Source organism: Paenibacillus sp. P4_A9, from assembly GCF_056402415.1.
Genome location: NZ_JBFUHL010000003.1, coordinates 134,586 through 160,483, shown reverse-complemented (window position 1 = coordinate 160,483; position 25,898 = coordinate 134,586). Strand labels below are relative to the sequence as shown.

General features: G+C 47.7%; 25 protein-coding genes and 1 pseudogene. 9 read left to right on the top strand and 17 right to left on the bottom strand.

What is annotated here, in order from left to right; translation table 11 throughout:
* Positions 1-241: 241 nt before the first annotated feature.
* On the bottom strand, positions 242-979 hold the full coding sequence (locus AC1DVJ_RS04585) for a ThuA domain-containing protein (protein WP_477588716.1): 738 nt from the start codon (positions 977-979) through the stop codon (positions 242-244).
* A gap of 200 nt (positions 980-1,179) precedes the next feature.
* Here AC1DVJ_RS04585 and AC1DVJ_RS04580 point away from each other — a divergent pair, with 200 nt between their 5' ends.
* A complete protein-coding gene (locus tag AC1DVJ_RS04580; protein WP_477588715.1) occupies positions 1,180-2,148 on the top strand; it encodes a helix-turn-helix domain-containing protein in 969 nt (322 codons plus the stop codon).
* A 10-nt stretch (positions 2,149-2,158) separates the two neighbouring features.
* Here the strand turns inward: AC1DVJ_RS04580 and AC1DVJ_RS04575 are convergent, their stop codons facing one another.
* The 3 genes from AC1DVJ_RS04575 to AC1DVJ_RS04565 form a co-directional block, all read right to left on the bottom strand.
* Positions 2,159-2,977 carry an SPL family radical SAM protein gene (locus AC1DVJ_RS04575; RefSeq protein ID WP_477588714.1) on the bottom strand — a complete coding sequence of 273 codons (819 nt, stop codon included), beginning with the start codon at positions 2,975-2,977 and terminating at the stop codon, positions 2,159-2,161.
* 17 nt (positions 2,978-2,994) lie between these two features.
* Positions 2,995-3,597, bottom strand: coding sequence for a methylated-DNA--[protein]-cysteine S-methyltransferase (locus AC1DVJ_RS04570; RefSeq protein ID WP_477588713.1), 603 nt, complete (start codon positions 3,595-3,597; stop codon positions 2,995-2,997).
* 84 nt (positions 3,598-3,681) lie between these two features.
* Positions 3,682-4,224 (bottom strand): bifunctional transcriptional activator/DNA repair enzyme AdaA, encoded by a 543-nt coding sequence (locus tag AC1DVJ_RS04565; RefSeq protein ID WP_477588711.1) that lies wholly within the window; start codon positions 4,222-4,224, stop codon positions 3,682-3,684.
* 152 nt (positions 4,225-4,376) lie between these two features.
* Between AC1DVJ_RS04565 and AC1DVJ_RS04560 the strand changes: the two genes are divergently transcribed.
* Positions 4,377-5,321 carry a DNA-3-methyladenine glycosylase family protein gene (locus AC1DVJ_RS04560; protein ID WP_477588710.1) on the top strand — a complete coding sequence of 315 codons (945 nt, stop codon included), beginning with the start codon at positions 4,377-4,379 and terminating at the stop codon, positions 5,319-5,321.
* 22 nt (positions 5,322-5,343) lie between these two features.
* Here the strand turns inward: AC1DVJ_RS04560 and AC1DVJ_RS04555 are convergent, their stop codons facing one another.
* The 6 genes and pseudogenes from AC1DVJ_RS04555 to AC1DVJ_RS04530 all read right to left on the bottom strand — a co-directional run bounded on the left by AC1DVJ_RS04555 (position 5,344) and on the right by AC1DVJ_RS04530 (position 11,784).
* Positions 5,344-5,508, bottom strand: a complete 165-nt coding sequence (locus AC1DVJ_RS04555) for a hypothetical protein (protein WP_477588709.1) — start codon at positions 5,506-5,508, stop codon at positions 5,344-5,346.
* Between the two features lie 165 nt (positions 5,509-5,673).
* Positions 5,674-6,510 carry a hypothetical protein gene (locus tag AC1DVJ_RS04550; RefSeq protein WP_477588708.1) on the bottom strand — a complete coding sequence of 279 codons (837 nt, stop codon included), beginning with the start codon at positions 6,508-6,510 and terminating at the stop codon, positions 5,674-5,676.
* 98 nt (positions 6,511-6,608) lie between these two features.
* Entirely contained in the window at positions 6,609-7,817 is a 1,209-nt protein-coding gene (locus tag AC1DVJ_RS04545; protein WP_477588706.1) for a multidrug effflux MFS transporter, read from the bottom strand.
* Positions 7,818-7,944: 127 nt separating this feature from the next.
* A pseudogene (locus AC1DVJ_RS04540) lies at positions 7,945-8,037 on the bottom strand (type II toxin-antitoxin system RelE family toxin); the annotation flags it as partial.
* A 71-nt stretch (positions 8,038-8,108) separates the two neighbouring features.
* Entirely contained in the window at positions 8,109-8,339 is a 231-nt protein-coding gene (locus AC1DVJ_RS04535; RefSeq protein ID WP_477588704.1) for a hypothetical protein, read from the bottom strand.
* Positions 8,340-8,493: 154 nt separating this feature from the next.
* Positions 8,494-11,784: an OmpL47-type beta-barrel domain-containing protein gene (locus AC1DVJ_RS04530; protein WP_477588703.1), complete on the bottom strand. Its 3,291-nt coding sequence runs from the start codon at positions 11,782-11,784 to the stop codon at positions 8,494-8,496.
* Between the two features lie 402 nt (positions 11,785-12,186).
* Here AC1DVJ_RS04530 and AC1DVJ_RS04525 point away from each other — a divergent pair, with 402 nt between their 5' ends.
* A complete protein-coding gene (locus tag AC1DVJ_RS04525) occupies positions 12,187-14,064 on the top strand; it encodes an AbfB domain-containing protein (protein WP_477588702.1) in 1,878 nt (625 codons plus the stop codon).
* 67 nt (positions 14,065-14,131) lie between these two features.
* Here the strand turns inward: AC1DVJ_RS04525 and AC1DVJ_RS04520 are convergent, their stop codons facing one another.
* The gene (locus tag AC1DVJ_RS04520) at positions 14,132-15,265 is read right to left on the bottom strand and encodes an NADH:flavin oxidoreductase (protein ID WP_477588701.1); all 1,134 of its coding nucleotides are present in this window, start codon (positions 15,263-15,265) and stop codon (positions 14,132-14,134) included.
* 154 nt (positions 15,266-15,419) lie between these two features.
* Here AC1DVJ_RS04520 and AC1DVJ_RS04515 point away from each other — a divergent pair, with 154 nt between their 5' ends.
* Positions 15,420-15,749 (top strand): ArsR/SmtB family transcription factor, encoded by a 330-nt coding sequence (locus AC1DVJ_RS04515; RefSeq protein WP_477588700.1) that lies wholly within the window; start codon positions 15,420-15,422, stop codon positions 15,747-15,749.
* A gap of 225 nt (positions 15,750-15,974) precedes the next feature.
* Positions 15,975-16,856 carry a glycosyltransferase gene (locus AC1DVJ_RS04510; RefSeq protein WP_477588699.1) on the top strand — a complete coding sequence of 294 codons (882 nt, stop codon included), beginning with the start codon at positions 15,975-15,977 and terminating at the stop codon, positions 16,854-16,856.
* 88 nt (positions 16,857-16,944) lie between these two features.
* On the opposite strand, the gene AC1DVJ_RS04505 is transcribed toward AC1DVJ_RS04510, so the two are convergent.
* Positions 16,945-19,095, bottom strand: a complete 2,151-nt coding sequence (locus AC1DVJ_RS04505) for a glycosyltransferase (RefSeq protein WP_477588698.1) — start codon at positions 19,093-19,095, stop codon at positions 16,945-16,947.
* A gap of 193 nt (positions 19,096-19,288) precedes the next feature.
* Between AC1DVJ_RS04505 and AC1DVJ_RS04500 the strand changes: the two genes are divergently transcribed.
* Genes AC1DVJ_RS04500 through AC1DVJ_RS04485 form a run of 4 tightly spaced genes read left to right on the top strand, consistent with a single transcriptional unit; the run spans position 19,289 to position 22,158 of the window.
* A complete protein-coding gene (locus tag AC1DVJ_RS04500) occupies positions 19,289-20,314 on the top strand; it encodes a GHMP family kinase ATP-binding protein (RefSeq protein ID WP_477588697.1) in 1,026 nt (341 codons plus the stop codon).
* A 2-nt stretch (positions 20,315-20,316) separates the two neighbouring features.
* Entirely contained in the window at positions 20,317-20,901 is a 585-nt protein-coding gene (locus AC1DVJ_RS04495; RefSeq protein WP_477588696.1) for a D-sedoheptulose-7-phosphate isomerase, read from the top strand.
* 4 nt (positions 20,902-20,905) lie between these two features.
* On the top strand, positions 20,906-21,610 hold the full coding sequence (locus tag AC1DVJ_RS04490) for a nucleotidyltransferase family protein (protein ID WP_477588695.1): 705 nt from the start codon (positions 20,906-20,908) through the stop codon (positions 21,608-21,610).
* Positions 21,607-22,158 carry a D-glycero-alpha-D-manno-heptose-1,7-bisphosphate 7-phosphatase gene (locus AC1DVJ_RS04485; protein ID WP_477588694.1) on the top strand — a complete coding sequence of 184 codons (552 nt, stop codon included), beginning with the start codon at positions 21,607-21,609 and terminating at the stop codon, positions 22,156-22,158. The genes AC1DVJ_RS04490 and AC1DVJ_RS04485 overlap by 4 nt, the downstream gene beginning before the upstream one ends.
* Positions 22,159-22,264: 106 nt before the next feature.
* On the opposite strand, the gene AC1DVJ_RS04480 is transcribed toward AC1DVJ_RS04485, so the two are convergent.
* The 5 genes from AC1DVJ_RS04480 to AC1DVJ_RS04460 form a co-directional block, all read right to left on the bottom strand.
* On the bottom strand, positions 22,265-22,819 hold the full coding sequence (locus tag AC1DVJ_RS04480) for a histidine phosphatase family protein (protein WP_477588693.1): 555 nt from the start codon (positions 22,817-22,819) through the stop codon (positions 22,265-22,267).
* 115 nt (positions 22,820-22,934) lie between these two features.
* Complete coding sequence (locus AC1DVJ_RS04475; protein ID WP_477588692.1) at positions 22,935-23,258, bottom strand: hypothetical protein; 324 nt, start codon at positions 23,256-23,258, stop codon at positions 22,935-22,937.
* 127 nt (positions 23,259-23,385) lie between these two features.
* On the bottom strand, positions 23,386-23,868 hold the full coding sequence (locus AC1DVJ_RS04470) for a hypothetical protein (RefSeq protein WP_477588691.1): 483 nt from the start codon (positions 23,866-23,868) through the stop codon (positions 23,386-23,388).
* A gap of 198 nt (positions 23,869-24,066) precedes the next feature.
* Entirely contained in the window at positions 24,067-24,162 is a 96-nt protein-coding gene (comI, locus tag AC1DVJ_RS04465; protein WP_477588690.1) for a competence inhibitor ComI, read from the bottom strand.
* Positions 24,163-24,273: 111 nt separating this feature from the next.
* Positions 24,274-25,896, bottom strand: a complete 1,623-nt coding sequence (locus AC1DVJ_RS04460) for a helix-turn-helix domain-containing protein (protein ID WP_477588689.1) — start codon at positions 25,894-25,896, stop codon at positions 24,274-24,276.
* Positions 25,897-25,898 lie beyond the last annotated feature (2 nt).

Below are 25,898 nucleotides of genomic sequence, written 5' to 3'. Positions count from 1 at the left end.
TTTCATTCAACGATCGTGTAATGAATTATAGACCTCTTTTTTTGAAAATGCAAGTGGCAACGATAGCTAGCCTGGATTCTTCTCGACGCCGTAACTCGATTTTTTCGACTTACACTACTCTTTTGGCCATTCTTACCACGTGTAACTCGATTTTTTCGAGTATTCGTGCGGCTGACTACAAACACACAAAGCAAATATGCCCCCATTTAGGTGGGGGCATACATAGTTATAAGCATTGCTTTTACGCTTTAACCTTGGCTTTAATCTGTTCCAAAGGCTTGTGATTCCCATATTTCGGGTACTCACGTGTGGATGGTGCTGCCCACTGAACCGCATTGCTGATCACGCGGCGGATTTGCTCGTTGTAGTATGTGCGGTACGTTTCGTGGCCAGGACGGAAGTAGAAAATCTTCCCGTTCCCACGGTTGAACGTACAACCGCTGCGGAATACCTCGCCGCCTTCGAACCAGGAAACCATGATGAGCTCATCCGGTTGTGGGATATCAAAATGCTCGCCGTACATTTCCTCAGCCTCAAGGTCAATGTACTCGCCAATGCCTTCCACGATGGGATGACCTGGCGCAACGACCCATAGGCGTTCCTTCTCGTCAGCTTCGCGCCATTTAAGATCACAAGAAGTGCCCATAAGGCTTTTGAACACTTTAGAGAAGTGACCGGAATGCAGGACGATAAGGCCCATGCCTGCCCATACACGCTTTTGAACACGAGCTACGATTTCATCTTGTACTTCGTCGTGTGCTTTATGTCCCCACCAAATCAGTACATCCGTATTGTTCAAAACCTCTTCCGACAGACCATGCTCGGGATCATCTAATGTTGCATATGTGACTTGGACGTCACCGCTAAGCCCCTCACCAATTGCCGTGTGGATACCTTCCGGGTAGGCGGCGCGGACGATTTCACTTTCTTTTTCATGACGGTATTCGTTCCAAACGGTTACTTTAAGTTGTTGACTCATCTTCCATGACCTCCAAAGATAGCGTATACATTCTTACTTCTGAGTATAGGTTGTCCCCAATGCTTAGGAAAGGCAGAATTGTGCCGACTTCTTATTCAATAGTGTCATCTGCTGCCCTAGGGTGTTATACTTAATGGGATTAACCCTTATAACTACTAGCTTACCGCCTATCCAAAAATGTCCAACCTGTGAGGTATTCCATGCCTATGAACCCTACTCTTAGTCCTACGAACTTAACTAAAATCGTAAATGAAGAAGTCGTTTACCAGAATCCGCTTCTCTTCTTGAAAATATGGGAAATCAAACATGATACTTCCCAATTCGGCTTTACAGAGCCTTGGGCATGGCATTGGCATAAGCAAGTTGAGTTTCTGGTGGTGACCCAAGGTCATCTTGCTATCCAAACCAAAGATGCCTATACAATTATGGAGGCAGGGGACGTCATGTTGCTCGGCTCCTCACAGCCGCATCGTACGCATAAGTACACGGAAGCCCCCCTGCATCAAATTGTATTTCAAATTGATCTTACACAGCATTTTGACCTGAGCACACTGGCTTATTTGCATTTATTTTCAGAATTGACGCACTCGCTTGAGCCGTTTAATGCTCTTTTTCGTTCAAATGCGACGGTTAGAGCAAGTGCTTACCAGCTCATCCGGCAAATTCATGAGGAATCACAATCTCGTCAGATTGGCTATGAACTAGCCATTGTTGCTGCCATTAAGCAACTCCTGCTTCTTCTGCTGCGCAATGATAAACGTGATCTTGCAGGACTGACCGAGGACTCCGGTATCTCACGCCTGCGGCCCGCGCTTAATTTTATTGACGAGCATTTGACAGAGCGAATTACGGTCGAAGATGTGTGCCGCATTCTGAATCTGAGCTATCATTACTTTATTAAGTATTTTAAAAAAGTGATGGGCCTATCCTTTATTGATTATGTGAATTATAAACGTATCAAAAAAGCCGAGCGCCTCCTGCTCACAGGGGATCTCAGCATTATGGAAATCAGTTATGAAGTCGGTATTCAAAATATGGCTCAGTTCTACAAGCTTTTCAAGCGTCATAATCAATGCTCGCCTAAGGAATTTAAGCAGCGGTTGCGTGACCAGACGGAGCTGCAGGATGAGCAAGAGGGTGCGCAAGACAGTGTTGAGGGTCGGAGCTAAAAGAATATTCTCAGGGGAGGAATCCCTCCTGGCTGATAAATACACGCTCCTGCGGGAAATGCCGCAGGAGCTGTTCGTGCACGCGCAAGTACGCGTCCCGACTGTACCAGTCGGACAGCTCCAGCGCGTCATAGATGGCACGCACGCCGATGCGTTCCGTGCGCTTGCCTCCACCCCCATCGCCCATGAAATAGTCGTCGATGCACACCCGATCCACGATGCCAGCCAGCCGCTCGGCGAAGCCGTCCGAGCTTGGCAGCGCTGGCGCGATCGTGGCCTGCACCGGGATCCCGCGAGCGGCGAGCTCGCGGAGTGCTTCTAGCCGCGCCACGATCGGTGGCGCGGACGGGGTAAACGCACGACGGATGTCCTCGCGGTCCGTCTCCACCGTCATGCTGACTCGCACGCGCTCGCCGAGCAGCTGAAGCAGGTCCGCATCCCGCGTCACGAGCGGGCTGCGGGTTTGCACGAACAAGAAGTCCGGCTGCTGTACGGACATCACCTCCAGGAGCGCGCGGGTGAGCCGCTCCTTGTATTCGATCGGCTGATACGGGTCTGTCGCCGAGGAGAAGAAGATCGTGACCGGCCCTTTGCTCTTCGCCCTCGCCAGCTCCTTGGCGAGGAGCTCGGGCGCGTTCTCCTTCACGTCGACCCAGCTGCCCCAGGGCTCGCCGCTGCGGAACAGCGCCACCGGCATTTGCCGCACGTAGCAGTAGGAACATGCGAAGGCACAGCCCGTGTACGGATTTAACGTATGCGAATAACCCTTGAGGAAACCGCTCGCCTTCGTCAGCAGGGTCTTCGATTGCTTACGCTTCACATCGACCATGGACGTACCTCCTTTGACTAACGTAACTTGCCTGCTACTCCCTCTAAACGCAACAATTTCTCTTTGTTTCCCAATCCGCCACGATAGCCCGTCAATGCCCCATCCTTCCCTTTCACCCGATGACAAGGCACGACGATGAGCACGGGATTCGCCCCAATGGCGGTTCCGACCGCACGTACGGCACTGGATCTCCCCAGCGTCTGGGCTACCTGTGAATAACTCACCGTTTCACCATGTGAAATGTCGTGCAAAGCGGCCCACACCCCCTGTTGAAACGCCGTCCCACGGAGATCCAATGGAAGTGAGAACGCCGTTCGTTCCCCACTCAAATACTCGTCCAACTGCTGAATATAAAGCCTCAATTTCTCATCATCTTTTACCCAACTGCTTTGAGGTCCAATCTTATTTGCCCACTTGCTAAATTGCAGCCAAGACTCCACACCGACACCATCAGCGGCATCCCCATTCTGAAATTGCAAATAACATAATCCGATATCTGTCACAGCCAGTAGGAAGTTACTCCCCTGCAGGCGTACGGATCCCCAGTAGATGGGGGTATTTTTCGTTTCAGCACCACTTTTCTGCATGCCCATCGTCTCCACTCCTGTAGTCACTCCCACTCAACTCCCTCCACCTATACGACTTAGCCCCCACTATCCAAAAAGCTCCGCCTAGTTGCATCTCCGATCCCCCGTCGGTTATGGTTAGTGAACGTGCTTTTGACGGAATTCCGTAGGCGTAAGTCCGGTTTTCTTCTGAAACAACGTCGCAAAATAGGCAGCATTCGCCATCCCCACCTGCGCTCCGATCACATTTACGGCCATGTCCGAGGTGAGCAAAAGCTTTTTAGCCGCCTCCAGTCGGGCCTGCCCAATATACATAAGCGGCGTCACGCCTGCTATTCGTTTGAACGTCCTTTGCAGATGATACGTACTCGCAAAAAAATGCTCCGCAAGCGTCGCTAACGACAGTGGCTCAGCGAAATGTTCTTCGATATGCGCCTTCATTTGCGCGACCCATTCCTCGTCGGGAAGCCTGATGCCGTCAGGCCGACACCTTTTGCATGGACGAAAGCTCTCTGCTATTGCCGCCTGACTGTGATGAAAAATTCGCACATGCTCCCGCTTCGGAAGCCTAGATTTGCAGGAAGGCCGGCAGAAAATCCCTGTCGTCGCCACCGCATAATAAAACGTCCCATCATACGCCGCATCATTGGTAACGATGGCTTGCCAAAACCGCTCCTGCATACCGAGTGCCCCTCTCCTTGTGATCCTTTTATACGCTCAGTATACCCAAACAGGCCTGCGGTTGTAAGTGCCCCAAGATGAGAAAGCAAGATTACAAAAGCCGCAATCGGCGATAATGCATGTAACACTTCCTACCGATAAGGAGAATGACGATGCCACACCTAAAAGCTTTTGACCCCTCTAGCCTAAAATGGAACGAACAAACAAGCACGCTCTCGTTAGCTTTGCCTGAGCCTTTTCGATACAAGCAAAATATCGGCTATTTATGCCGCTCAACCAATGAATGCCTATTCGCTGTGGATAACTCTAGCATCTATAAGTTGCTGCCTGTTGGGGATAACCTGGCGCTTATCGCTGTCCACAGTGAGGATGACGAGGTGCTTCATATCCGAACTGTGCACTATACTGGTGCTAGTTTAACCTCTGCAACCCGCGAAGAAATCGCTCGTTATGTGTGGGAGTGGTTTGATTTGGGGACGGATCTAGCGCCATTGTATGAGATGGAGGATCCGATTCTGCGTCAAGTGACGGAAGAGTTCCGAGGGCTGCGCTTGATGGGGATTCCAGATTTATTTGAGGCGATGAGTTGGGGGATTATCGGGCAGCAGATTAATTTGGCTTTTGCCTATACGCTCAAAAGGCGTCTAGTCGAGACCTTCGGCACTTCCCTCGTCTGGGAGGGACGAACGTATTGGGCGTTCCCGACGCCTGAACGAATTGCGACGCTAACGACAGAGGATTTAACCGCTTTGCAATTCACAGGTAAAAAAGCGGAGTACCTCATTGGCGTTGCCAATCTCATGGCAGAAGGCGCGTTATCCAAGGCTGGGCTGCTTGCGATGGGTGATTTCTTTGCCATGGAAAAAGACCTGCTGCGCATTCGCGGCATCGGCCCGTGGACGGCCAACTATGTGCTGATGCGCTGTCTGCGCAACCCCGCTGCGTTCCCATTGGCCGATGTCGGCCTGCATAACGCGCTGAAGCATGTGCTCGGGCTAGAAGCCAAGCCCTCGCTCGAAGAAATCCGCCAGCTAGCCGAGGGCTGGCGGGGCTGGGAAGCTTACGCCACGTTTTACTTGTGGCGGGTTTTATATTAGCGTGCTACAGGAGCATCGCGCATCATGGGTTCGTCGGCGGCTCCACAGTCAACGCTTCCTCAACGCCTTCATCCGAGCAATCAAAACAAACTAAGGTTTTGTCCTCCTGAACAATGCCATCCAGAAACCCCATTTTGCAATAAATGGGTTTCTCGCATGCGCGACAATGACCGATGAGTTCCTCCATTTGCTTTCCTCCTTCTTAACGACGCTGTATACCACGATTTACATGTGAATAACTTCTACGTTCTGAGCCGCTTCCCTCCAACTCCCCCACTCGTCACCAAAAAAAGGTTGCCTCGCTCGATATCATCGAAAGTGGCAACCTTTTGTTTTTACTTCACGGTGTTAACTAAGTCGCCGAGGGCTTCGCTGTTGTCGGAGCTAGTCTATGCTCCCCGCCGCGACCAGGCTTACCTTTGAACGAACCGCCGTCGCCACGCGGTTGTGGCGCTGGGCGTTCGCCGCCTTTGCGTTCGACGAAGCTTTTCAGCTCGTCGGTCATGTTGTCTTTGAGTTTGGCGATCAGCTGATCTTCGTTGATGCCTTTCGCTTCTGCGATTTCTTTTAGAGACTTCCCTGCTTTGCGCTCAGCAGCAAGCTCATCCTCGGTGATGCCTAGTAGGGCAGCTATTTCTTTCGGATTGCCCCAAGCACCGCCAGGCATTGGCATGTTACCGCCGCCGCGAGGCATTGGCTTTTTATCGAAATCCATCGCCTTTGGCGTAGCTTCGACGATTTTTTTCAAGCGATCGGCGAGTCCCGTTTTGAGCTTATCGGCCTGCTCTTGCTTGATTTTCCCCGCGCTAAGCGCTGTATCGACTTTCTTCGTTTCCGCCTCGGTTAGTTTGGCAAGCAAAGCATCTTCACTGAGATTAGCTTTCTCCTGCGCAATTTGAACGATGGATTTACCTGCAGCAATTTCCGCTTTCAGGACGCTCTGGTCAATGCCAAGGATGGAAGCAAAGTCTATGAAACCGTCTATACCGCCTCTACCAAATTCAAAACCGCCTCTCGGCGCTTGATGCTTCTCTATTTTGCCTCTATCCTGAAATTTCTTAGGTACTGATGACGTCGTCGTGTCTGTGTCTTTTGCAAATACTTGGTTATGCTGAAGTACGAAGCCGCCACTGATCAATAATCCAGCTGCGAGTGTGCCGATAAGCCACGTTTTATGAATGCGCTTCATGCGAGTTACCCACCTTTTTCAAAAATTGGTCGATTCTTCTTCAGTATAGAAGCTAATTGTGAATAAACTTTGAATTTTCGAAAAAAAGTAATCTCCCTTTACGCTTTTTCTCGTGTAAGGACAACGAAGCAAACGACAGCACCTAGTTCCATAACTGCGATGATGATACCTAAAGGAACAGCCGTGTGACTGCCGCCAAGACCAACTAGCGGGGCTACGAGCCCTCCGATAACGAAGGTCATCAAGCCTAGCAAGGCTGCGGCGCTGCCGGCTGTTTTGCCTTGATTTTGCAGAGCCAAAGATGAGGTTGATACGGAAACTGGACCAATACAAGCCACGATGAGGAAAAACGCCGGCAAAATCAGATAAAGTCCTGCCCCGCTAAGTGTTGCGACGAGCAGCAGCAGCCCACCTAGAACGGCTAGTACTAAGCCGCCAGCAAGCAGACGGTGATTGCTAACTTTGCCAGCTAGTCTACCCGTTATTTGACCGGCAAGGATCACGCCTGCGCCATTCACGGCGAAGATGACACTGAACATTTGTGGAGACACATCAAAAATATCCTGCAAAACAAACGGCGACCCCGAAATATACGCGAACATGCCGGCAAAAACGAGCCCCTGCGTTAACGCATAGCCCATGAACAACCGGTCTGTGAGCAAGCCCCGGAAAATACGCAGTGTGTTTGTGAGGCCGCTTTTGGTGCGGCGTTCAGGTGGATGGGTTTCTTTTAGCCCAAGAACAACAATAATGAGCATCACGATACCGATAAAGCTGAGCACAAGGAACACGCCGCGCCATGAGGTGAATTGCAGAAGCTGTCCCCCGATAATCGGAGCAAGGATCGGAGCCGAGCCGTTAACGAGCATCAGCAGCGCAAAAAACTTCGTCAATGCCACGCCTTCATACATATCACGAACAATAGCCCGAGAAATCACGATCCCTGCGGCTCCCGCCATCCCTTGCACGAATCGCAGGACGAGGAACGCCCAGATCGACGGAGCAATCATACAGAGTGCAGAGGCAGCGCCATAAATCAAGAGGCCGACCAACAGAGGCATACGTCTTCCGCGTACATCACTCACCGATCCAGCGACAAGCTGGCCTAGCGAGAGACCGAGCATGCAGGCGGTTAGACTCATTTGTGCGAGCGACGTTGTCGTATGGAGATCATCCGCAATGACAGGCAGCGCAGGTAAATACATATCTAGGGAAAGCGGCCCGAAGGATGCGAGTAAACCGAGAACCAGCACCATCCATAAACGGCTGCCGCTCGTTATTTCTTGAGATTGCGAAGCAATGGACATATGAGATCACAAACTTTCCTGTGTAATTCATTTAACCTACCATTGGGATTGGGTTTTGTCTAGATCGTTGGATCCCATCGATTTATTCCTTAAAAATAAAAAAATAAGCTACTCTAATGAGTAGCGGTCAAAACTTATAAATATCACCGCGAGACCCAATTGCCACTACGAAAATAATTAGAACATTATCTTCAATCGTGTACAAAATTCTATAGGATCCAACACGTAATCGATTATAAACTTAAATAACCTTGAAGCTTTTTGATATCTAATTCTGAATTCCTAGGATTTTCAGACAGTATATTCAATATCCTTTAAGTTGATTGTAAGACCCTTTTTAAACTCTAATCTAGCCTTCTCAATCGCACTAATGTCATCATCAGTTAAAGGTTCATCATCAAAGGGAATAATTGAATCTAATGGATGACTTATAAGTCGATGAATTAAATCTGCAACTAAAATAACATCTTTTTCAGAGAGTTTTTCCAGTAAATCTGATAGTTCTTTTTTTGATACAGCCATTTAAAATCAACTCCTTTCAATACGAATTTATCCAAAATAACAAACCTATATACATAATAATAACACAAAGTACTTATCGTTTAATTCAAAAATGTGAGTAACAGCAAAGAACCTGAGGCTCTGCCTCGGGTTCTTTGCACATCATACATGTAGTCTATTTCGTCACCACTACACTCAACACATCGCTCGATGTCACGCCAGCAGCATTGAACAGCTCAACGCGATACTGATAAACACCAATTGCGCGACCAGCGATTGCAGTTACTGCACTTTGTGCACTAGGGGAAGCAGCCTGCAGGCTTTGCGTATCGATGAGCACACCATTTTCATAGAGACGATACCCTGTTGCATTCGTGCCCCACCACATGTTCATCGACACCGTGTAATTCCCATCTCCATCCCAATTATTTTGCGATAAGACAGGCTTACCCGGGGATGCGTCTGTGATGGTTACAACGAGGGGCTGACTGGCTGTCGTTCCGAATATATTGATAAGTTCGCTTGTGTATGTGTACGTGCCGTTTGGTTTACCGGATACATCCACTTTGGCTATTTGAGCCACTGGGGAGGCATCTGTCAGGGTTTTCGTGCTGATGAGAACGCCGTTTTCGTATAGTTTGAAAATAGTGCCATTATTCCCCCACCACATGTTCATCGTGACGGTGTAGTTGCCATCTTTTAAACCAGAATAGCCGTTAGTAGAAGATAAAACAGGCTGGCCTGGAGCGCCGATGGATAATGGCTTAACGACGTTAAATATCTGTGACGCACTCGTCGTGTTACCAGCCGCATCCACTACAAGGTATGCCACTGTATGTGCACCTACGGTCAGACTGCCTGCGGCAATCGTTTGACCACTTGTTATCGCATTACCGTCCAAGGCCAAGGATTGTTCCACAACACCCGAGAGTGCATCGCTGCTAGACAAGTCGAATCTTACCGAAGTCGTATCCGTCACATCCGTTACCGCATGTCCCGACTCGGTTAGGGTCGCTGCTGGCGCTGTTTTATCCAGCTGTACTTGCAAAGACTGTGCCGCTTCAACATTGCCCGCTGCATCCGTGGAGGCATAGCTCACTGTTGTTGTTCCCTCGGCACTAATCACGATTGGCGCTGTGTAGATAGCTGAAGCTCCGCCGTTAATGGCATATTCGGTAACCACTGCACCCGCTTGATCATCTACAGCAGTTAACGTCGCAGTTACGTCATCCTTGAACCAACCCGCTCCGTTCGGAGCACCCGATAGCGCAGCTGTTGTTACAGGTGGGGCCGTATCCGCCGCCATACTGAAATCGCTCAAGCCCCTCGGCTTCAATTGGAATACGCCTTTGAAAATAGCGCCAACCCCTTGAATCGTGACCTTTTGCCCCGCTGTGTAAGGGAAGGTTGATAAGGATAGCCCCGTTCGTGTATCGACACGAATATGGTTGCTCACACCGTCTTTGACCGCGTCGAATTCAAAAGAACCCGTCGGTGATGCCGTAATAATGTTGCTAATCATCACATCGCTAAGGGAGAGCAGCTGCCCTTGATTGTCCGCTGTCACAGCGGAAACCGGCGTTGGTGTTGGGATCGCAGCGACGCCTGTTTTGCTGATTTCAACAGGATCTGCCAGCTCAAACTCCGTGTTGAAAAGTGCTGTAGATGCAGTTACTTTTACAGTGTCACCGAGGTGGAAGCCGCTCAAGCTTTGGAACACATACAAGCCGCCTGTCGCATCTTGCAAGTAGAAGGCCTGCCCGCCAAAAGCACCCGGCTCCGTCGTAACAACACCCTCAACCGTCACCAAGGTACCTGCCGCTTTCGCACGTGCTTCAGAGATCGCGATCTTGGCAGGAATCGGATTCTCCTCTTCCGGCAAGGTTTCAGCAGGCACGTTTCCTAGTGTTACGCTCTCGGTTTTGATAGCTGAACCATTGATACGCAATCGCAGGTTAGTCGGAGCCGTCGTCCCTGGAACAACACGCACCGTCAAATCCTTCGTTGCATGCCCGTTCAGATCTGCGGTTACGCTGAACGTCGAGCTGTACCCATAGTTTGCTGGCCATGTGCCATCCGCATTTTGCACCTTAGCGATTTGCGAACCGCCAGTTACCAGATAGATGCCGAGGCTGAAGCCCGTAACCGTTGTCGATGGAGGTAAGTTATCCACAACGACTCTGATCGGGAAGTCTGCCGCATTCGGCAATACCGCTTGTTTCACGAAGCTGTAAGTCGTGTTCGCTGTTGCTGCAGGTCCACCATAAGAGCCCGCTTTGAAGGTGCTGCGGTCATACCATTTGTAGCCGGCATTTGGTGCCGCCCAAGGCTCTGGCTGCGGCTCTGTCGATGCCGCTGGCGCTTCAAAAGGCAGCAAAGCCGTCGGCTGGTCAAGCTGCAAGCCGCTTACTTCAGCTAAGCTGGTATAGCTTTCTTTGGTAGAAAGCCAGTTCACCATATTCACAAGCAGCTTGCCGTCATCCACTTCTTTAAACCCATCATACGTCGTCTTCTTCACGCCTGTATCCTCGCGCACATATTTCGGCGTTGCGTCCTCTACAGGCGAGGAGTCACCGATGAAGGCAGCCTTCCCTACGCCCGCTTTCGAAACGGCCACATACGGTCCTTCCGCGACGCCGCCTCCATTATATACACCTTGATCAACCGCATTCGCCCAAGCATCACTCGTTTGTGGCAAGTACACAATGCCCTTCGCCTTCGTCGGATCAATAATGGCCAGCGTGGATCCCGCATGCATCGCTACACTGGAGACCCCAGTCGTGATGCCAAAAGCTTGCGCAGGCGCTACGATGTTATTCGCATTAATGTCGCCGAGAGCGTTATAGCGAAAACGTAGCCCGAACTGTGTCGCCAGCCAGTCCGAGCTTGCGACATCTTGCATCGCTGAGGAGGATGCCTCTTCCGCGTTCATCCCCGCTGCCGGATTCGTCCAAGCTCCACGGCGGTAGCCGTTGAACACTTCGGAGCCGTCCCAGCGGTTTTTGTTCCGGTCGGCATTGTAGTGATCGCCAATGAAGAAAATACTTCCGCCCGCCGCCACATATTGGGCTAAGGCGTTTTGCTCACTTGTTTTGTACGGCACATTAGACTCCGCTACCACAAAAACATCATAACCGCTCAAATCGGCCAACGTAATTGGCGTTGTTTTGCGCAGTTCTTTGACATAATAACCATCATTCGCTAACGCATTGGCGAAATCCGAAAAAGCCCCATCAATGACCCAATCCGCTGCTCCTGCCGTCTGCTCGTGTGTGTTGTCGAAAAGTACTTTCTTGCCTGCATTTCCGTTTACGACTTTGGCTTCAATGAATGGCGCCGGATCCGTCGGTCCCTCCGCCATCACCGTTTGCCAGCTGCTAGCAGCCAGCACTTGAAAAGGTATTGCTACTGTCAACGCCAATGTTGTCTTCCATAATCTCGTCTTCCATCCTTTGAGCCTACTCATTACAATTCCTCCTTAGCTTATTTGCTGAGTCAAAACCTTTCTACATAAGCAGCCAGCTTATCGGACAGACAAGCTATCTAAGAACCACCTTATTTTACCATAGGCTAATTGCGAAATTTGCTATTTTATTGTAAAGACATGGAAATTTGTGCAGGATACCAAATAATTAGATTGTTTTCCAGAAGTGTTTGGAATATAGCTGTTTGCTGGGGGCTGCTCAGCAACAAATCAGTTATTTATAGTGACCTTCGTAAACTTCACTCACCGCTCCGCAACATTGTTCATGAATATCACTTTCGTTCAGTTGTAACCGCTTACAAATGGCCGTACGATGAAGTGGAGACCATATCTCAGAGAATGTTGAGAACGGTTATCCCAATCATTGAAGGAGGAAATTAACGAATGAACATCTACACAAAACGTACGCTCACCGCACTGTTGTATGCACTCTTGGCTGCCGTGTTTTTGGCCCTCATCCCGCATCAAGCAAGCGCTGCAAGTGTCACCATCACGAATGGCACGGCTTGGACTGATACGGCAGGTAATGAGATTCAAGCAAGAAGCGGCAATATTTTGAAGGTGGGATCGACGTATTATTGGTATGGCGAGCATGCGGTGAGCGGAACATTTGATAGTGTGAACGTATATACCTCAACGGATCTCAAAAATTGGACCTTTAGCAATGCCATCCTCACGAAAAACTCAGCAACTGAACTTAACTCCAGTAAAATAGAGCGTCCGAAAGTCATCTACAACGCCTCAACCGGCATGTATGTCTTATGGGCACATTATGAAAATGGCACCGATTACAGCTTAGGCCGAGTGGCCGTTGCTACGAGTTCTACACCGAACGGAAACTTCACCTACCAAGGCAGCTTCCGCCCGCTAAACTATGAATCCCGTGATATGACGGTGTTCGCTGACACCAACGGTTCAGCCTACCTCGTGACCGCTTCCCGCAAAAATGGCGGCGCCAACGACACCATGGCGATCTTCCAGCTCAACGCCAGCTACACGAACGTGTCTTCCTTCGTTGGCTGGATTTTCGAGAATGGCTATCGCGAAGCGCCTGCTGTCGTGAAAAAGAACAATACGTACTACCTGTTCACCTCACAGGCTTCCGGCTGGTATCCGAATCAGGGGGCTTATGCGACGGCTTCATCCATGACAGGCACTTGGTCTGCGCTTTCGCCTTTTGGGGACCCTGCGGCTTACGCTACGCAAATCGAGAACATCATGACGGTCTCCGGCAGCTCGACGACCAGCTACATCTATATGGCTGACCGTTGGAATCCGCTCAACTTGAGTGACCATAAATACATTTGGCTGCCGCTCACATTAAATGATACAAGTGCCTCAGCCACGCTGAACTGGTACAGCTCTTGGAACATTGATGCCGTAACAGGCACCGTCACACTGCCAACTCACGTGAATCATGCCACAGGCAAAACGGCCACCGCAAGCTCCACAGCAGCCAGTTCTTCCGCTGCCAATGCGCTGGATGGCAATGCCCAAAGCTCGTGGGCCGCTTCAACCAACACATGGCCCGCTTGGTGGCAGGTTGATTTCGGAGCGCCGAAGACGGTTACCGAGGTCGATATTTCCTGGTTTTTATACAAAGGCTCGGAAGGCTATCACAAGTATAAAATCGAAATCAGCAACGACGGCGTCAACTACGCCACGATTGATCGCACCACGAATACCGCATACGGGTTTACGACTGATAAGGTACACTTCACAGCGCGGTACGTACGGATTAACCTCGTGAATGCTGTGCTGTTCAACAATCCGAGCAACTGGTATACGCCGACTTTATACGAGGTTCGTCTCTTCGGGCCATCGACGGCCGATGCCACTGGGTATAGTAGATTCGCGTCTCACAATTTCTCAACTTACTTCATCCGTCACTCTAATTACACGCTTCGCATAGATCCTAACATTTCACCTGTTCTGGATTCTCAGTTCCGCGTTGTACCTGGTTTAGCTAGCGCGTCTAGCGTTTCACTGGAGTCCATTAATTTCCCAGGCTATTTTATCCGGAAAAACGCCAGTAATCAGATCGTCCTTGCTCAGTTCGATGGTACGACGGCCTTCAATCAGGATGCTACCTTCAATCTTGTGGCCGGTTGGGCAGACAGCAGTAAGGTCTCCTTCCAATCCTACAGTGCGCCTACCTATTACATCCGTCATTACAACTATGTGCTGCGGGCTGAGGTCATTAATGCTTCAAGTAGTGCGACGGTGAAAAGTGATGCGACGTTTGCGCGTACGAATTACTAAGTGGAGTGGTAAATAGCAAAAAGAGATGACAGCAATGTCATCTCTTTTCTCTATTTTTGGAATCGAATTAGTATAATCGTTGCAGAGCACCTGGGGAAAATGGAAGCAATTCCGAGAATCGTCCGCCACGAACCTTATCCGCCCAAGCAGGGTCAACCAATAACGCGCGTCCGATGGCGACGAGATCGAATTCGTTCTGTTCCAAACGGACAAGCAACTCGTTGATGTCAGCCGTCCCTGCGCTTTTTCCTCGGAAGGAGCCCAAGAATTCATCATCCAGACCGACAGATCCTACGGTAATCGTAGGCTTGCCCGTTAGCTTCTTCACCCAGCCTGCAAAATTGAGGCTAGAGCCTTCGAACTCCGGTTCCCAGAATCTTCGCGTGGAACAGTGGAAAATATCCACTCCCGCTTCCACGAGCGGCGCAAGCAACTGACCGAGCAGCTCAGGTGTAGCGGCGAGTTTGGCCGTATATTCGGATGATTTCCACTGTGACAATCGAATGATAATCGGAAAATCAGGCCCAACTGCGCGGCGGCAAGCCTCGATGATCTCGACAGCAAAACGTGTACGAGCCAGTAGATCGCCACCGTATTTATCCGTGCGTTGATTCGTTCTCTCCCATAGGAACTGGTCGATCAGGTATCCGTGGGCACCATGGAGCTCGATGCCGTCGAAGCCAATCCGTTTCGCATCCGCCGCCGATTGTGCGTAAGCTTGCACGACATGCTCGATTTCCTCCTGCGTCATCGGTTCATTCACTTGTTCGCCCGCTAAATTGCGCCCTGATGGTCCGATCGATGGTGCTTGCGGATGAGGAAGCGAACCACTCTTGCGGGTCATCCCGATATGCCAGAGCTGCGGCACAATACGTCCACCCGCTTCGTGAACAGCATCGGCAACGCGTTTCCAGCCTGCGAGCGCTTCTTCTCCATGAAAGTTAGGGATATTCGGATTGTCAGTTGCCGCTGGGTGGTTGATCAATGTACCTTCAGTAACGATCAGCCCAACGCCGTTCTCCGCGCGCCGACGGTAATAATCCACTACATTCTGCCCAGGAACAGCTCCCGGCGAGAAGCCTCGCGTCATCGGTGCCATCACGACTCGATTTGCTAAGCTAAGATTTCCTAGTGTAAAAGGCTTAAACAACGCCTCGGTTGAATGAGATTGCGTTGCTTGATCCGTATTTTGATTCGTCATATTCGTTCCTCCACTCTATTGCTTCTCTAGGGCTTGCTTATGACATGCGTTCTTCGTACTTGTTAATCCCTTTGTTCGATTATTATCGAATAATAGAAATATAGCATGAGGTATGGTAAAATGCAATCACTACGTTAAACGAGGAGGAAGCATCTTGAAAATACTATATCACCCGGACAAAGAGGATATGCATCTCTCGTCCGTCCTCTATGCGTTAAGCGATCCCGTCCGGTTATCCATCGTCTCAGACCTACATAAATTAGGGGAATGCACATGTGGTGGCATCGAAGTTTCCGTCGTGAAATCCACCTTATCCCACCATGTGCGCACCATGCGTGAAGCAGGCGTCGTGCACGTCCGCGTGCAAGGGACCCAGCGCTTCTTGTCGTTACGGAAGGATGATTTAGAAGAAAGATTCCCTGGCTTGCTGATGTCTATTCTTAATGCTTACGACAGTTGTTCGAATGAGCAGCTGCCAGAGTGACTGGAAAGTACGAAATAAACCCTTCAAAAAAGAAACCTTGAGAGGCATTATGCCAACCAAGGTTCTTTCTCATGCTTATTAAGTCATTTTGGCAAAAAACCAAATTTAGTTATTCGTCCATTCGTAGGCAGAGACCGCTGAATATACTAAGTTGGATTGCAGGAGTGGCCACGTATACGCATGAAATTCCCGACCGTTTTAACCACATCACGAAGGAGGTCCTCAATGAAAAAAGTTCTCCAGCTGGCAGCTAGAAAGGCCGCCAAAACGAACCGGAAACTCAAGCTGCGTAAGAGAATTCGCAGTAAAAATGGGATCAAAATGAAACGGACGCGGAGAACAATAAAGTTACGCAAGCGTCCTTTGCGATCCATAAAACTCCGGAAGCGTCGGCTGCGAATAGTTAAGAAACGTATACGAAGAAGAAAATCGTTACGATCGACTCCCCGAGCAAAGGGGACGCTTCCTCCTTTATTAAACACTCCGTTAGTCTATGGACCGGTGAATGTTCCGCATACGCCGTTACTCGAGCCAAAGCTGAAGCTTTCGGTCATTGTGCCTATTTTGAATGAGGAAAAATTTCTCCCGCTGTTTCTAGAAAGTGTCGCTTCCTATGCGGATGAAATTCTGATCGTGGATGGAGGAAGCACCGACGCCAGTGTTAGCATAATCAATGATTGGAAAAACCGCGCGAATATTCGGTTGTTCAATATTAAGCAATCGGGCTTACCCTATTCCGATGATTGGAACGAGTCCGTCGTCAGGAATTTCCTGGTCGACCAAGCTGTAGGGGATTGGATTATGGCGATCGATGCGGATGAGATGATGGATGACGGCTTCCGTGATTTATTGCCCCGAATCATGGCACAGAAAGAGGCCGATGCGATCTCATTTCCGTGGGTGCAATTCTGGATGAATCCTCAAACAGTAAGAATAAGTGCACCGAACGACGAACACTGGTCCGTCAATAAATGGCTCATGTGGCGCAATCATATTGGAATACGGTACGACGATGCCAAAAATCATTGCAAGTTGCAGCTATTTGGACGCTACATGTGGGAAATTCCCAATATGGTTGAGTCGATACCAGCCTACCATTACCATTAAGCTTTCGGTTCCAGGGTAAAAGCGAACGACAAAAAAAGTGACCGAAAGTCGAAACTTTCAGTCACTTCTTTCCTGCTTTTATCCGATCCTATAAAGCTAAGTTTATACTCGCCAAGGCATTTGATCGGGAGAAGTAAGTTTCCACGTACTGTTTACCTTGTTCGGCCTTGTGCTCTAATAGATTGTTATTGTGATATAACCGAATGATTTCTTCGGCGAATGCCTGAGGCGTGTTCTTAGGTTCAATCGTTTGGATAATATTCTGCAACCCTTCGATCCCTGTACCTGTAGAAACGATCGGCATCTGATGGCACATGGCTTCTACGGTTTTGCCTTTCACGCCTGCGCCGTAACGAAGCGGAATGACGGCAATTTTAGTGCTTCTATACAGCTCTCTAAGTTCATGGTCGGATACAAAACCTTTGACAACAATCCGGTCCGATTGTAATCCTAGTACATCCGGCGGAGGATTGGAACCCGCGATGAATAGCTGTATCTCAGGAATGGATTGCTGCACAATAGGCAGGATTTCGCGACAAAACCACAAAATTCCATCCGCGTTAGGGCTATGGTTGAAGCCGCCAATAAAGAGCAGACCGTTACGTTCATGCCATGCCTTTGTTCTCGGTATCGTTTGATCAAAGTAATAAGCTGGAAGCAATATGGCATTTTTATTCGGGAAATTTCCGTCGATAATTCTTTTTTCTGATTCACTGCAGGTTAGAACGGCATCCGCTTTGGTGAACATGTCGAACTCCAGCCTCTTGATGTTCTCAGATGCTTGAAGCAACTCCCGGTTTTTTTCCAATCCGAACCGTTTCAACTCTCGAACGTAATGCAAGTCATGACCATAGTACAGAATTTTAGCCCGGGTATAGGCTTTAATGAGATCGATATATTTATGTGAAATGTCAGGTCGGTTCAAGAAGACATAATCGATGTAATCCTTGTGCTTAACAAGCCAGTGCTCGTAATAATTGCGGTCCTGCGTTCCATAAAGGATCTCGATGCCCAGTTGTTCGAGTTCAGAGCCATAAGGCTCCGGTTTGATGAAGTTGTCTGGTATAAACTTTACATTAAAGCCCATGTCCACAAACAGCTTCAGATACATAAACGTCGTTCGGCTGCCCGCATCTTTGTCGAAGCTTGGAACGCCAGAGTCAATGAACACAATGGTTTTTTTATCCTTGGAGCGTTCCCTTGCCCAAAAGAGATGTTCACTGCCAGTAAGATTCTCCCGTTCGAGTACATCCGCCCATTTGGATCGGAATTTCTGTTGGTTAACCACCTGATATTGCTTAATTCCTGCGTTGAGGTCTGTGCCATGGGATATTCCCTCGTAGTGCACGACAACGGATTTTGGTTGGTAGACGACCTTGTACCCGAGTTGTCTTGCTTTGAATGCAATGTCCACATCCTCTGAATAAGCAGGTGCGAATTGTGCGTCAAAGCCGCCTATTCTCATCCAAAGGTCTCTGCGAATCATTAGCGATGCCCCGGAGATATAATCCACTTCCTTAACATAGTTGTACTCATGTTTGTCCGGGCTGTCTAACCGACCATAATTCCATGCAAACCCGTTTGTAAAGACGATACCACCGGCTTCTTGAAGTCTTCCGTCCGGATATATCAATTTAGAGCCTACGATTCCGATGGATGGATCTTTTTCAGGTAAAGAGAGCAGGTGCGCCAACCAACCGGGAGTCACTTTGGTGTCGTTATTTAGAAATAATACATACTTTCCTCTAGAGATCTGTGCCCCATGATTGCAGTTATGCAGAAATCCCCTCTTCACCCTATTGCGGATGACAGTAACTTGGTTCACGAAATGTCCGATACGTGCTGTTAAGTCGTTGGACATATCGTCCACCACGATGATCTCATAAGGGATTCCATGGGTGTTCTGAACAATAGACACTAAGCACTTATAGGTATAATCCCATTTGTTATAAACCGGAATAATAATGCTGACCAGTGGGTGATCAAATCTCGGTACCCTCAGCTTATTAACCCGTGGTAATCCTTGACGGATCCGGCGATGTTTCAAGCGCCGGATCCGTTTGCGTTTATTAAGCATCAAAACCGATCGTTTACTCCGTTTCTTCCAACGGGCATGTACGGATTTTCCACGTTTGAGCAATAGTCGCCGGCCTGTAGCTTTTTGTTTGAGTCTACGAAGCTTGCGAACGCGTACGGACGCGACTGTCTTTATCTTTTTTCTCCTAGCCTTTAACTTCACCTATACACCTCCTGGCCGTAACTCCCTATCACATAGCTATACTATTCCTTCTATAAAAGGTCTGAATGGGACAAACGTATATTTTCATTACGTGAAGAGTTGGAAATAAGCCTCGCTGCACCATCCGTCCATACGAGTTGTCTTAGCCACACATATGCTGAATTGTTGGACAAAAAAGGAACGGAGGAAGCACATGATCATTAGATCTAAAGCCCCTTTAAGATTGGGACTAGCTGGAGGAGGAACGGATGTGTCGCCTTACTGCGACTTATTCGGAGGATGCGTACTGAATGCGACGATTGATTTGTACGCCTATTGTACGATTGAGGTCATCGATGACGGTAACCTTACTTTTATCGCTGCGGATCTCAATGAAGAGTTCCATTCTGTCGCTCTCCCAGAATTAGCATTGGATGGCTGTCTAAGCTTGCATAAAGGCGTGTATAACCGGATTGTTAGGCAGTTTATGCCAGACAAACCGCTCTCTTTTCGGATGACCACCTATTCTGACGCTCCCGCAGGCTCAGGTCTCGGTTCATCATCTACGATGGTTGTCGCCATGCTGAAAGCTTTCGTGGAATGGCTTAACCTGCCACTCGGGGAATATGAAATTGCACAACTTGCTTATGAAATCGAGCGTATCGATGTCGGGTTCATTGGAGGAAGGCAGGATCAATATGCGGCCACCTTCGGCGGATTCAACTTTATAGAGTTTTACGAAAACAATCGAGTTATTGTAAACCCGCTAAGGGTGAAAAACTGGATTATAAGTGAATTGGAAAGTTCTATGATTTTATATTACACAGGAGCATCAAGGGAATCTGCCCGGATCATTGACGAACAAGTCCGCAATACGCTCGCCAAAAAGCAGTCGACCCTGAAAGCCACCCATGCATTAAAGGAAGAGGCTTTTGCCATAAAGGAATGTATTTTAAAAGGAGAAATCACAAAGTTTGCCGAGCACTTGGGGAAATCATGGCAAGCCAAAAAAAAGATGGCAGCCTCCATAACCAACAACCGGATTGACTTCATATACGATACGGCGATTCATGCCGGTGCATTAGCAGGTAAGGTATCCGGAGCTGGCGGCGGCGGATTTATGATGTTCATCGTGGACCCCGTCAAACGCATACAGGTGGCTCATCGATTGACCGAATTAGGAGGCAAAGTGTTTCAAGTCCATTTTACAAAAAACGGTACGCAAGGATGGAGGGTATGAATGTGAAGGCGTATATTAGCAGCGAAATTTTACGGGCAATGGAGATTAAACGGGCGATTGCTAAGGATAAAGTTTTACTGAGTTTAATCGAGCAGGCAGCTAGAAAAATGATCGAAGTTTACCGAAATGGGCATAAAATCATGATCGGCGGCAACGGAGGAAGTGCGGCAGATGCTCAGCATATTGCTGGAGAATTCGTCAGCCGGTTTTATTTCGATCGTCCCGGCCTGCCGTGCATCGCGCTTACGACGGATACCTCCGTGCTTACTGCAATTGGCAACGACTACGGATATGAAAAGTTGTTTGCACGGCAAATTCAAGCTAACGGACAAGCGGGAGACTTATTTATTGGCATTTCCACATCCGGTAACTCATCCAATGTGATCAGAGGTTTAGAAATGTGTCGTACGATGGGGATCACCACAGTTGGATTAACCGGTGAAACCGGAGGCAGTATGGCTAACCTTTGCGATATCTGCCTTCGGATACCATCCCAGGAAACCCCCAGAATTCAAGAAGCGCATATACTGATTGGCCATATTTTGTGCGCGATTGTAGAAGAATCCATATTTGGTAAGGGATTTTAACCCTATGGAAGCAGTCATTTTAGCTGGCGGACTCGGGACTCGTTTGCGGGGGGTTATAGGGGATGTACCGAAGCCGATGGCTCCCGTAGGGGGTAAACCATTTCTTCGTTACATTATGGAACGATTGGAGATGCAAGGGGTTCGCAAGGTCGTACTCGCGGTAGGATACAAACATGAAACCATCAGCTCCTATTTCGGCCATCGGCTTGGAGAAATTGAAATCACCTATTCGGTGGAAGCAGAACCGTTAGGAACCGGAGGGGCTCTTAAGAAGGCGATGGAACAGGTTTCCAACAATCAGGTGCTATTAGTAAATGGAGACACGTTGTTTCACGTCGATATCGGACAGCTGATGCAGGTTCACCAAGACCGCGGTGCCGACTTGACGCTTTCGCTTAAACCGATGAGGCGGTTTGACCGCTATGGTACCGTTATCGTAAGTCCGGACAGTCGGGTGTTGAACTTTCAGGAGAAACGGATGTGCGAATCCGGCTTGATTAATGGTGGTGTCTACGTAGCTCGTGCCGATTTATGGGATCCATTCGAGTTATCTACCAAATTTTCGTTTGAGCAATTTCTAGAAAATCCTGGAGTACAAAAGCTTAATATGTATGGCTTCCCGAGTGAAGGCTATTTCATCGATATCGGTATTCCGGAAGACTATGAGCGTGCGAAGTCTGAGCTTGGCACCGGAGGTGGGGACGGATGAGAGCGAAGGCGCTTCTGCTCGACCGGGATGGTGTCATTAACCTTGAAAAATCGTATGTGTACAAAGTGGAGGATTTCGAGTTTATCGAAGGTATCTTTGATACACTTTTACGTTTTCAACAAGCGGGGTTTTTGCTCATCATCGTGACCAATCAAGCCGGTATTGGGCGAGGATATTACACGGAGGACGACTTCTGGGCGTTAACGGCATGGATGACTGAGCAATTCGAGGCACACGGGATCCATGTGACCAAAGTATACTTCAGTCCCTATCATCCGGTACACGGCATTGGTGAATATAAACAAGACGCTTTCTGCCGAAAGCCGAATCCGGGTATGATTTTGCAAGCCATGCGGGAGTTCCAGCTGGACCTAGCCTCATCGGTGATCATCGGTGATAAAGAGAGTGATATCGAAGCCGGTTTGCGGGCAGGCGTCGGGACTACGATCTTGATCCGCGACGGTGAGGCAAGTTCACCTACAGCGGCTACGTTTACTGTGAGGCATGTAGGTGAGGTGGCTGAGCTTTTTTTGGGGAAAGGTAAATAGCATACAATGAGCAATCGAGTAGGCCCATGCGGCAATGGCATGGGCCTACTCGATTCGTCCTTCAATTTCTATCTCTAATTTGTTATTGATAATCATTAATTTCGAGCTACTCCAACCAAAGCCTTTTTACTTCTATTAATTCCTGATCTTTAAATTCTAATTTATAAATGTCTGGCATTGACGTTGATTCCCAAAATTCAAAGTCAAATTGATTATTAAAATAATTCAAAATCAAGGTCATTATATCCCCATGTGTCCCAATTACAATTTTCTTTTCTCTATACTCATTTAATATTTTTACTATTGTTTTTATTGCTCTTTCTTGAGCACTGCTGGTCGATTCACCTTCAGGAAATGAGTAATAAATGTCATTATAAACTTTCAGCTTTGCTTCCTTAAAATTCATTTCTTTGATCTGCCCTATTTCTCTTTCTTTAAGATCTTCAAAAGTTACAATCTTCTTAGTTCCAGCAGCGTGTTTTATCGTCTGAATTGCTCTTTCATACGGACTTGAGATAAAAATATCGATTTTTTCGTCTTTCAAAATTGATTTGATCTTTAATGCATCTAATTTGCCTTTATCAGATAGCCCTCTTGTTCTCTCCATACCCTCAATATATGGAGATTCGGCATGTCTGACAAAGTAAATAACGGTTTTCATTCTTTTCACTTCTTTCTTATCTGCTTAGTAATGGATTCTGCTAATGTTGTTGTGTTCTCGATGCCTCTAGCACTAGCCCAAAGCATGAATATGGCTCCTTCATTGATCTATTCTGTTATAAAATTGAATTATAGAATGTATCCACTATGGTTTGAATTTGTTGTGAAAAGGGGTACAGGGCTGCAGAAAGTAATAGTAAACAAAAATAAATAATCCAATATAGGGGTTTCTTTCTGATAAAAAAATAGTTAATAACAATAAAAAGTAATAAGTAAACAACACCTGCTGCTATTCCTACTACTCTTATATACGTAGGCACCACTTGATTATCCCAACCTCTTCCACTTAATCCCGAAAAAAACACCCATAAAGTAATTAATAGGAAGAATCCAAGAAATGTATTAAATAATACTAATACAACATGTTTATTTAACTTCATAGTGTTTCTTCTCCTATATTTATTAGGTTCTTAAAGGAATTTCCGATTATAAGGATCGTAGCGACTGGGCCGTTGACTTAGCCACGCAGCGTGAATAAGTTGTTATAATATGTCCCCACCTTGCCACTCAAAAGGGTTTAATAACTTTGTTAATAATCTTTAAAATGAGATCAGTTTTCTTTACCATAGTAAATCCAATTGCAAAATGAACTAGATATAATACCGTATCTACTTTACTCATGTAGCTAAACCCCATAAAGTCTATATATACTAGGCTTTGAGCAACATACACAACAAAATCCGGAATGGTAGTTATTATATAAAGTATTCCTACAATAACTATTATCACACCTTTAAGGTCTTCACTATTGATCCCATCTAGTTTATTAAACCGAGGATTATTGAATAAAAGGGTTACCTTTCTTGCTGAAAACCATAATATGATACTAGAAAATATGTAAACCATTGATGGATAAGTCATTCTAATTAATTCATTTGTATCGAAATAAGTAGCCATAATCCCGTGATATAATTCTTCGAGAAGAATTAGTCCTTGACCAAAAAGTAGAATCGATATAATTCTAAGAGAAAAATAAGTGATTTCTTTCATTATGCTCTCCTATCATAATGTTTTTTGTTTTATATTGTTCTTTAATGAATTGAAGCAAATTTTTGATTGTGTTATCATAATATTATAAAGACCAAGTGCGCTAACACTTGGTCAGTACAATTGGCTTGGATGGTCTATTCCCTTCTAAGTAATAAGGCAATAAAAACCCACCTTCGGCGTGAACCATCGGGTGGGTTTTTACTTTCTCTTGTTGTGATTACTAATGTATGTTAAAAGAGCAAGGATAAACATTCCAAAAAGGAACATAATTGTTATTGCATCCTTAACTTCCATGGCTTCACCTCCTTTCGAAGGGAAACCATGCCCACCCAAGATTCAATTGTACCTATATTTTACCTTCTTCTCTGTATCCGCACAAGTGTTCTTATACACTTTCCAAAATGATTAACTCCCCTTCGTCTGCCCCCGATACACATTCGGCACGAAGCCCGTGTGCGCCTTGAACAGCTTCCCGAAGTAGTTCTTGTTCTCGTACCCGAGCATGTCGGAGATTTGTTCCACGCTTTTGTCGGTGATCTCCAGAAGCTCCTTCGCTTTCTCCATCTTCATCCGCGTCACGTACTCGATGAAATTCTCGCCGGTTTCCCGCTTGAACAAACGGCTCAAGTAGCTCGGATGCAGATGTAGATGTGCCGCGGCATCCTCGAGTGATATTTTCGAATCGAGATGGTTGTACACGAACCGCTGGCACTCCAGGATTTCACGATTATGCGACTCCCTATACACTTGTCCCGCCCACTGGATCGCCTGCTGCAAATAATCCTTGAGCCATAGCTCCATTTCTCGGATGGAGGACAGCTCGTGCACATCATGGTGCAGCAGCTCCGAGGAGAACGTCGATTGATAATGCTGCAGCGACTTGAGGCGCATTCGGACGTCGAGGATCATTTTGAGCAACCAATCTTTGACCTCTAAAGGACGGAACCGATTGTATTGGATGAAATCGACCCATTTCGAGACGAACGACTCAATCCCTTCCACGCGCTCATCGAATACCACACTGCGGAACTCATCCAACGCCTGAGCATACTGCGCAAGCAGCTCCCCGCCGTCTCCGAAGCCCTCCTGCAAACGCTCGAGCTTGGAAATCGAAGTTTCAGGCAAATAGAAGCGCAACGCTCGGGCCTCAACCATGCGAATCAATTGATCCTTCAATGCTCGAACATCCTTAACGGGAGCTCCGGTGATGAACGAGAATGAAATTTTCGCGTACTTCTGCAGGCAAGTCTGTAGCTGTCGCAGCGTCTGCTCCATCTTCTGGCTGTTGTTCACATGCAGCTCAGAGAAATGTGGAAATAACAGAACGATTTCTCCTGTATCATAGGTAAATAAGGTTACTTCCTTTTGATCGACGAGCAGCTCTTCCACGATATTCTGAATCGTATATTCGAATAAATCCGTCGATTGAAACCGACTATTCGCTTCTTTTACCCGATTGGCATAACCGAATACAGGCAGGACCGCATGCTTACTCAGCTGGATCCCGAAGTCACCCGCTTTCGCACTCCACTCCGCAGAATCGAATAAGGGTTCATTCACCGTGCTGCGGATAAACTGGCGCTTGGACGCTCCGCGCTGCTGAGAGACCTCTTTCTCTAGCTTACGGCTCTTCGACTGCTGCCGATCTTCCGCATCCAGCTGTTCCTTGAGTCTAATCAGCACCTCGGTAATATTACTGACATTCATTGTTTCCTTCAAAATGTATTCACTCACCGATAGCTTAACCGCGGTCTGCGCGTAGTGGAATTCGTCGTGACAGGAGAGAATCACAGCCTTCACGTTCGGATCCTCTTCACGGAGTGACTTGATCAGCTCCAGCCCATTGATCTCCGGCATCCCAATATCGCTGATCAGCACATCTGTCTTGGTTTGCTGTCCCGCCTTCAAGGCGTCCAACGGATTGGCATAAACGCCAGTCAATTGATAGCCGAGCTCTTCCCATTTTATCGTCGTTTTCAGAAATTCAAGAACTGGGATATCATCATCTACAATCATGACGGTGTACAAGG

Excerpts from the sequence above, each read along its gene's own strand:
- AC1DVJ_RS04525 (WP_477588702.1), top strand. The coding sequence starts at position 12,187 with ATGAACATCTACACAAAACGTACGCTCACCGCACTGTTGTATGCACTC.
- AC1DVJ_RS04520 (WP_477588701.1), bottom strand. The coding sequence starts at position 15,265 with ATGACGAATCAAAATACGGATCAAGCAACGCAATCTCATTCAACCGAG.
- AC1DVJ_RS04530 (WP_477588703.1), bottom strand. The coding sequence starts at position 11,784 with ATGAGTAGGCTCAAAGGATGGAAGACGAGATTATGGAAGACAACATTG.
- AC1DVJ_RS04470 (WP_477588691.1), bottom strand. The coding sequence starts at position 23,868 with ATGAAAGAAATCACTTATTTTTCTCTTAGAATTATATCGATTCTACTT.
- AC1DVJ_RS04480 (WP_477588693.1), bottom strand. The coding sequence starts at position 22,819 with ATGAAAACCGTTATTTACTTTGTCAGACATGCCGAATCTCCATATATT.
- AC1DVJ_RS04565 (WP_477588711.1), bottom strand. The coding sequence starts at position 4,224 with ATGCAGGAGCGGTTTTGGCAAGCCATCGTTACCAATGATGCGGCGTAT.
- AC1DVJ_RS04510 (WP_477588699.1), top strand. The coding sequence starts at position 15,975 with ATGAAAAAAGTTCTCCAGCTGGCAGCTAGAAAGGCCGCCAAAACGAAC.
- AC1DVJ_RS04475 (WP_477588692.1), bottom strand. The coding sequence starts at position 23,258 with ATGAAGTTAAATAAACATGTTGTATTAGTATTATTTAATACATTTCTT.
- AC1DVJ_RS04545 (WP_477588706.1), bottom strand. The coding sequence starts at position 7,817 with ATGTCCATTGCTTCGCAATCTCAAGAAATAACGAGCGGCAGCCGTTTA.
- AC1DVJ_RS04535 (WP_477588704.1), bottom strand. The coding sequence starts at position 8,339 with ATGGCTGTATCAAAAAAAGAACTATCAGATTTACTGGAAAAACTCTCT.
- comI (WP_477588690.1), bottom strand. The coding sequence starts at position 24,162 with ATGGAAGTTAAGGATGCAATAACAATTATGTTCCTTTTTGGAATGTTT.
- AC1DVJ_RS04585 (WP_477588716.1), bottom strand. The coding sequence starts at position 979 with ATGAGTCAACAACTTAAAGTAACCGTTTGGAACGAATACCGTCATGAA.
- AC1DVJ_RS04550 (WP_477588708.1), bottom strand. The coding sequence starts at position 6,510 with ATGAAGCGCATTCATAAAACGTGGCTTATCGGCACACTCGCAGCTGGA.
- AC1DVJ_RS04485 (WP_477588694.1), top strand. The coding sequence starts at position 21,607 with ATGAGAGCGAAGGCGCTTCTGCTCGACCGGGATGGTGTCATTAACCTT.
- AC1DVJ_RS04560 (WP_477588710.1), top strand. The coding sequence starts at position 4,377 with ATGCCACACCTAAAAGCTTTTGACCCCTCTAGCCTAAAATGGAACGAA.
- AC1DVJ_RS04500 (WP_477588697.1), top strand. The coding sequence starts at position 19,289 with ATGATCATTAGATCTAAAGCCCCTTTAAGATTGGGACTAGCTGGAGGA.
- AC1DVJ_RS04555 (WP_477588709.1), bottom strand. The coding sequence starts at position 5,508 with ATGGAGGAACTCATCGGTCATTGTCGCGCATGCGAGAAACCCATTTAT.
- AC1DVJ_RS04575 (WP_477588714.1), bottom strand. The coding sequence starts at position 2,977 with ATGGTCGATGTGAAGCGTAAGCAATCGAAGACCCTGCTGACGAAGGCG.
- AC1DVJ_RS04580 (WP_477588715.1), top strand. The coding sequence starts at position 1,180 with ATGCCTATGAACCCTACTCTTAGTCCTACGAACTTAACTAAAATCGTA.
- AC1DVJ_RS04490 (WP_477588695.1), top strand. The coding sequence starts at position 20,906 with ATGGAAGCAGTCATTTTAGCTGGCGGACTCGGGACTCGTTTGCGGGGG.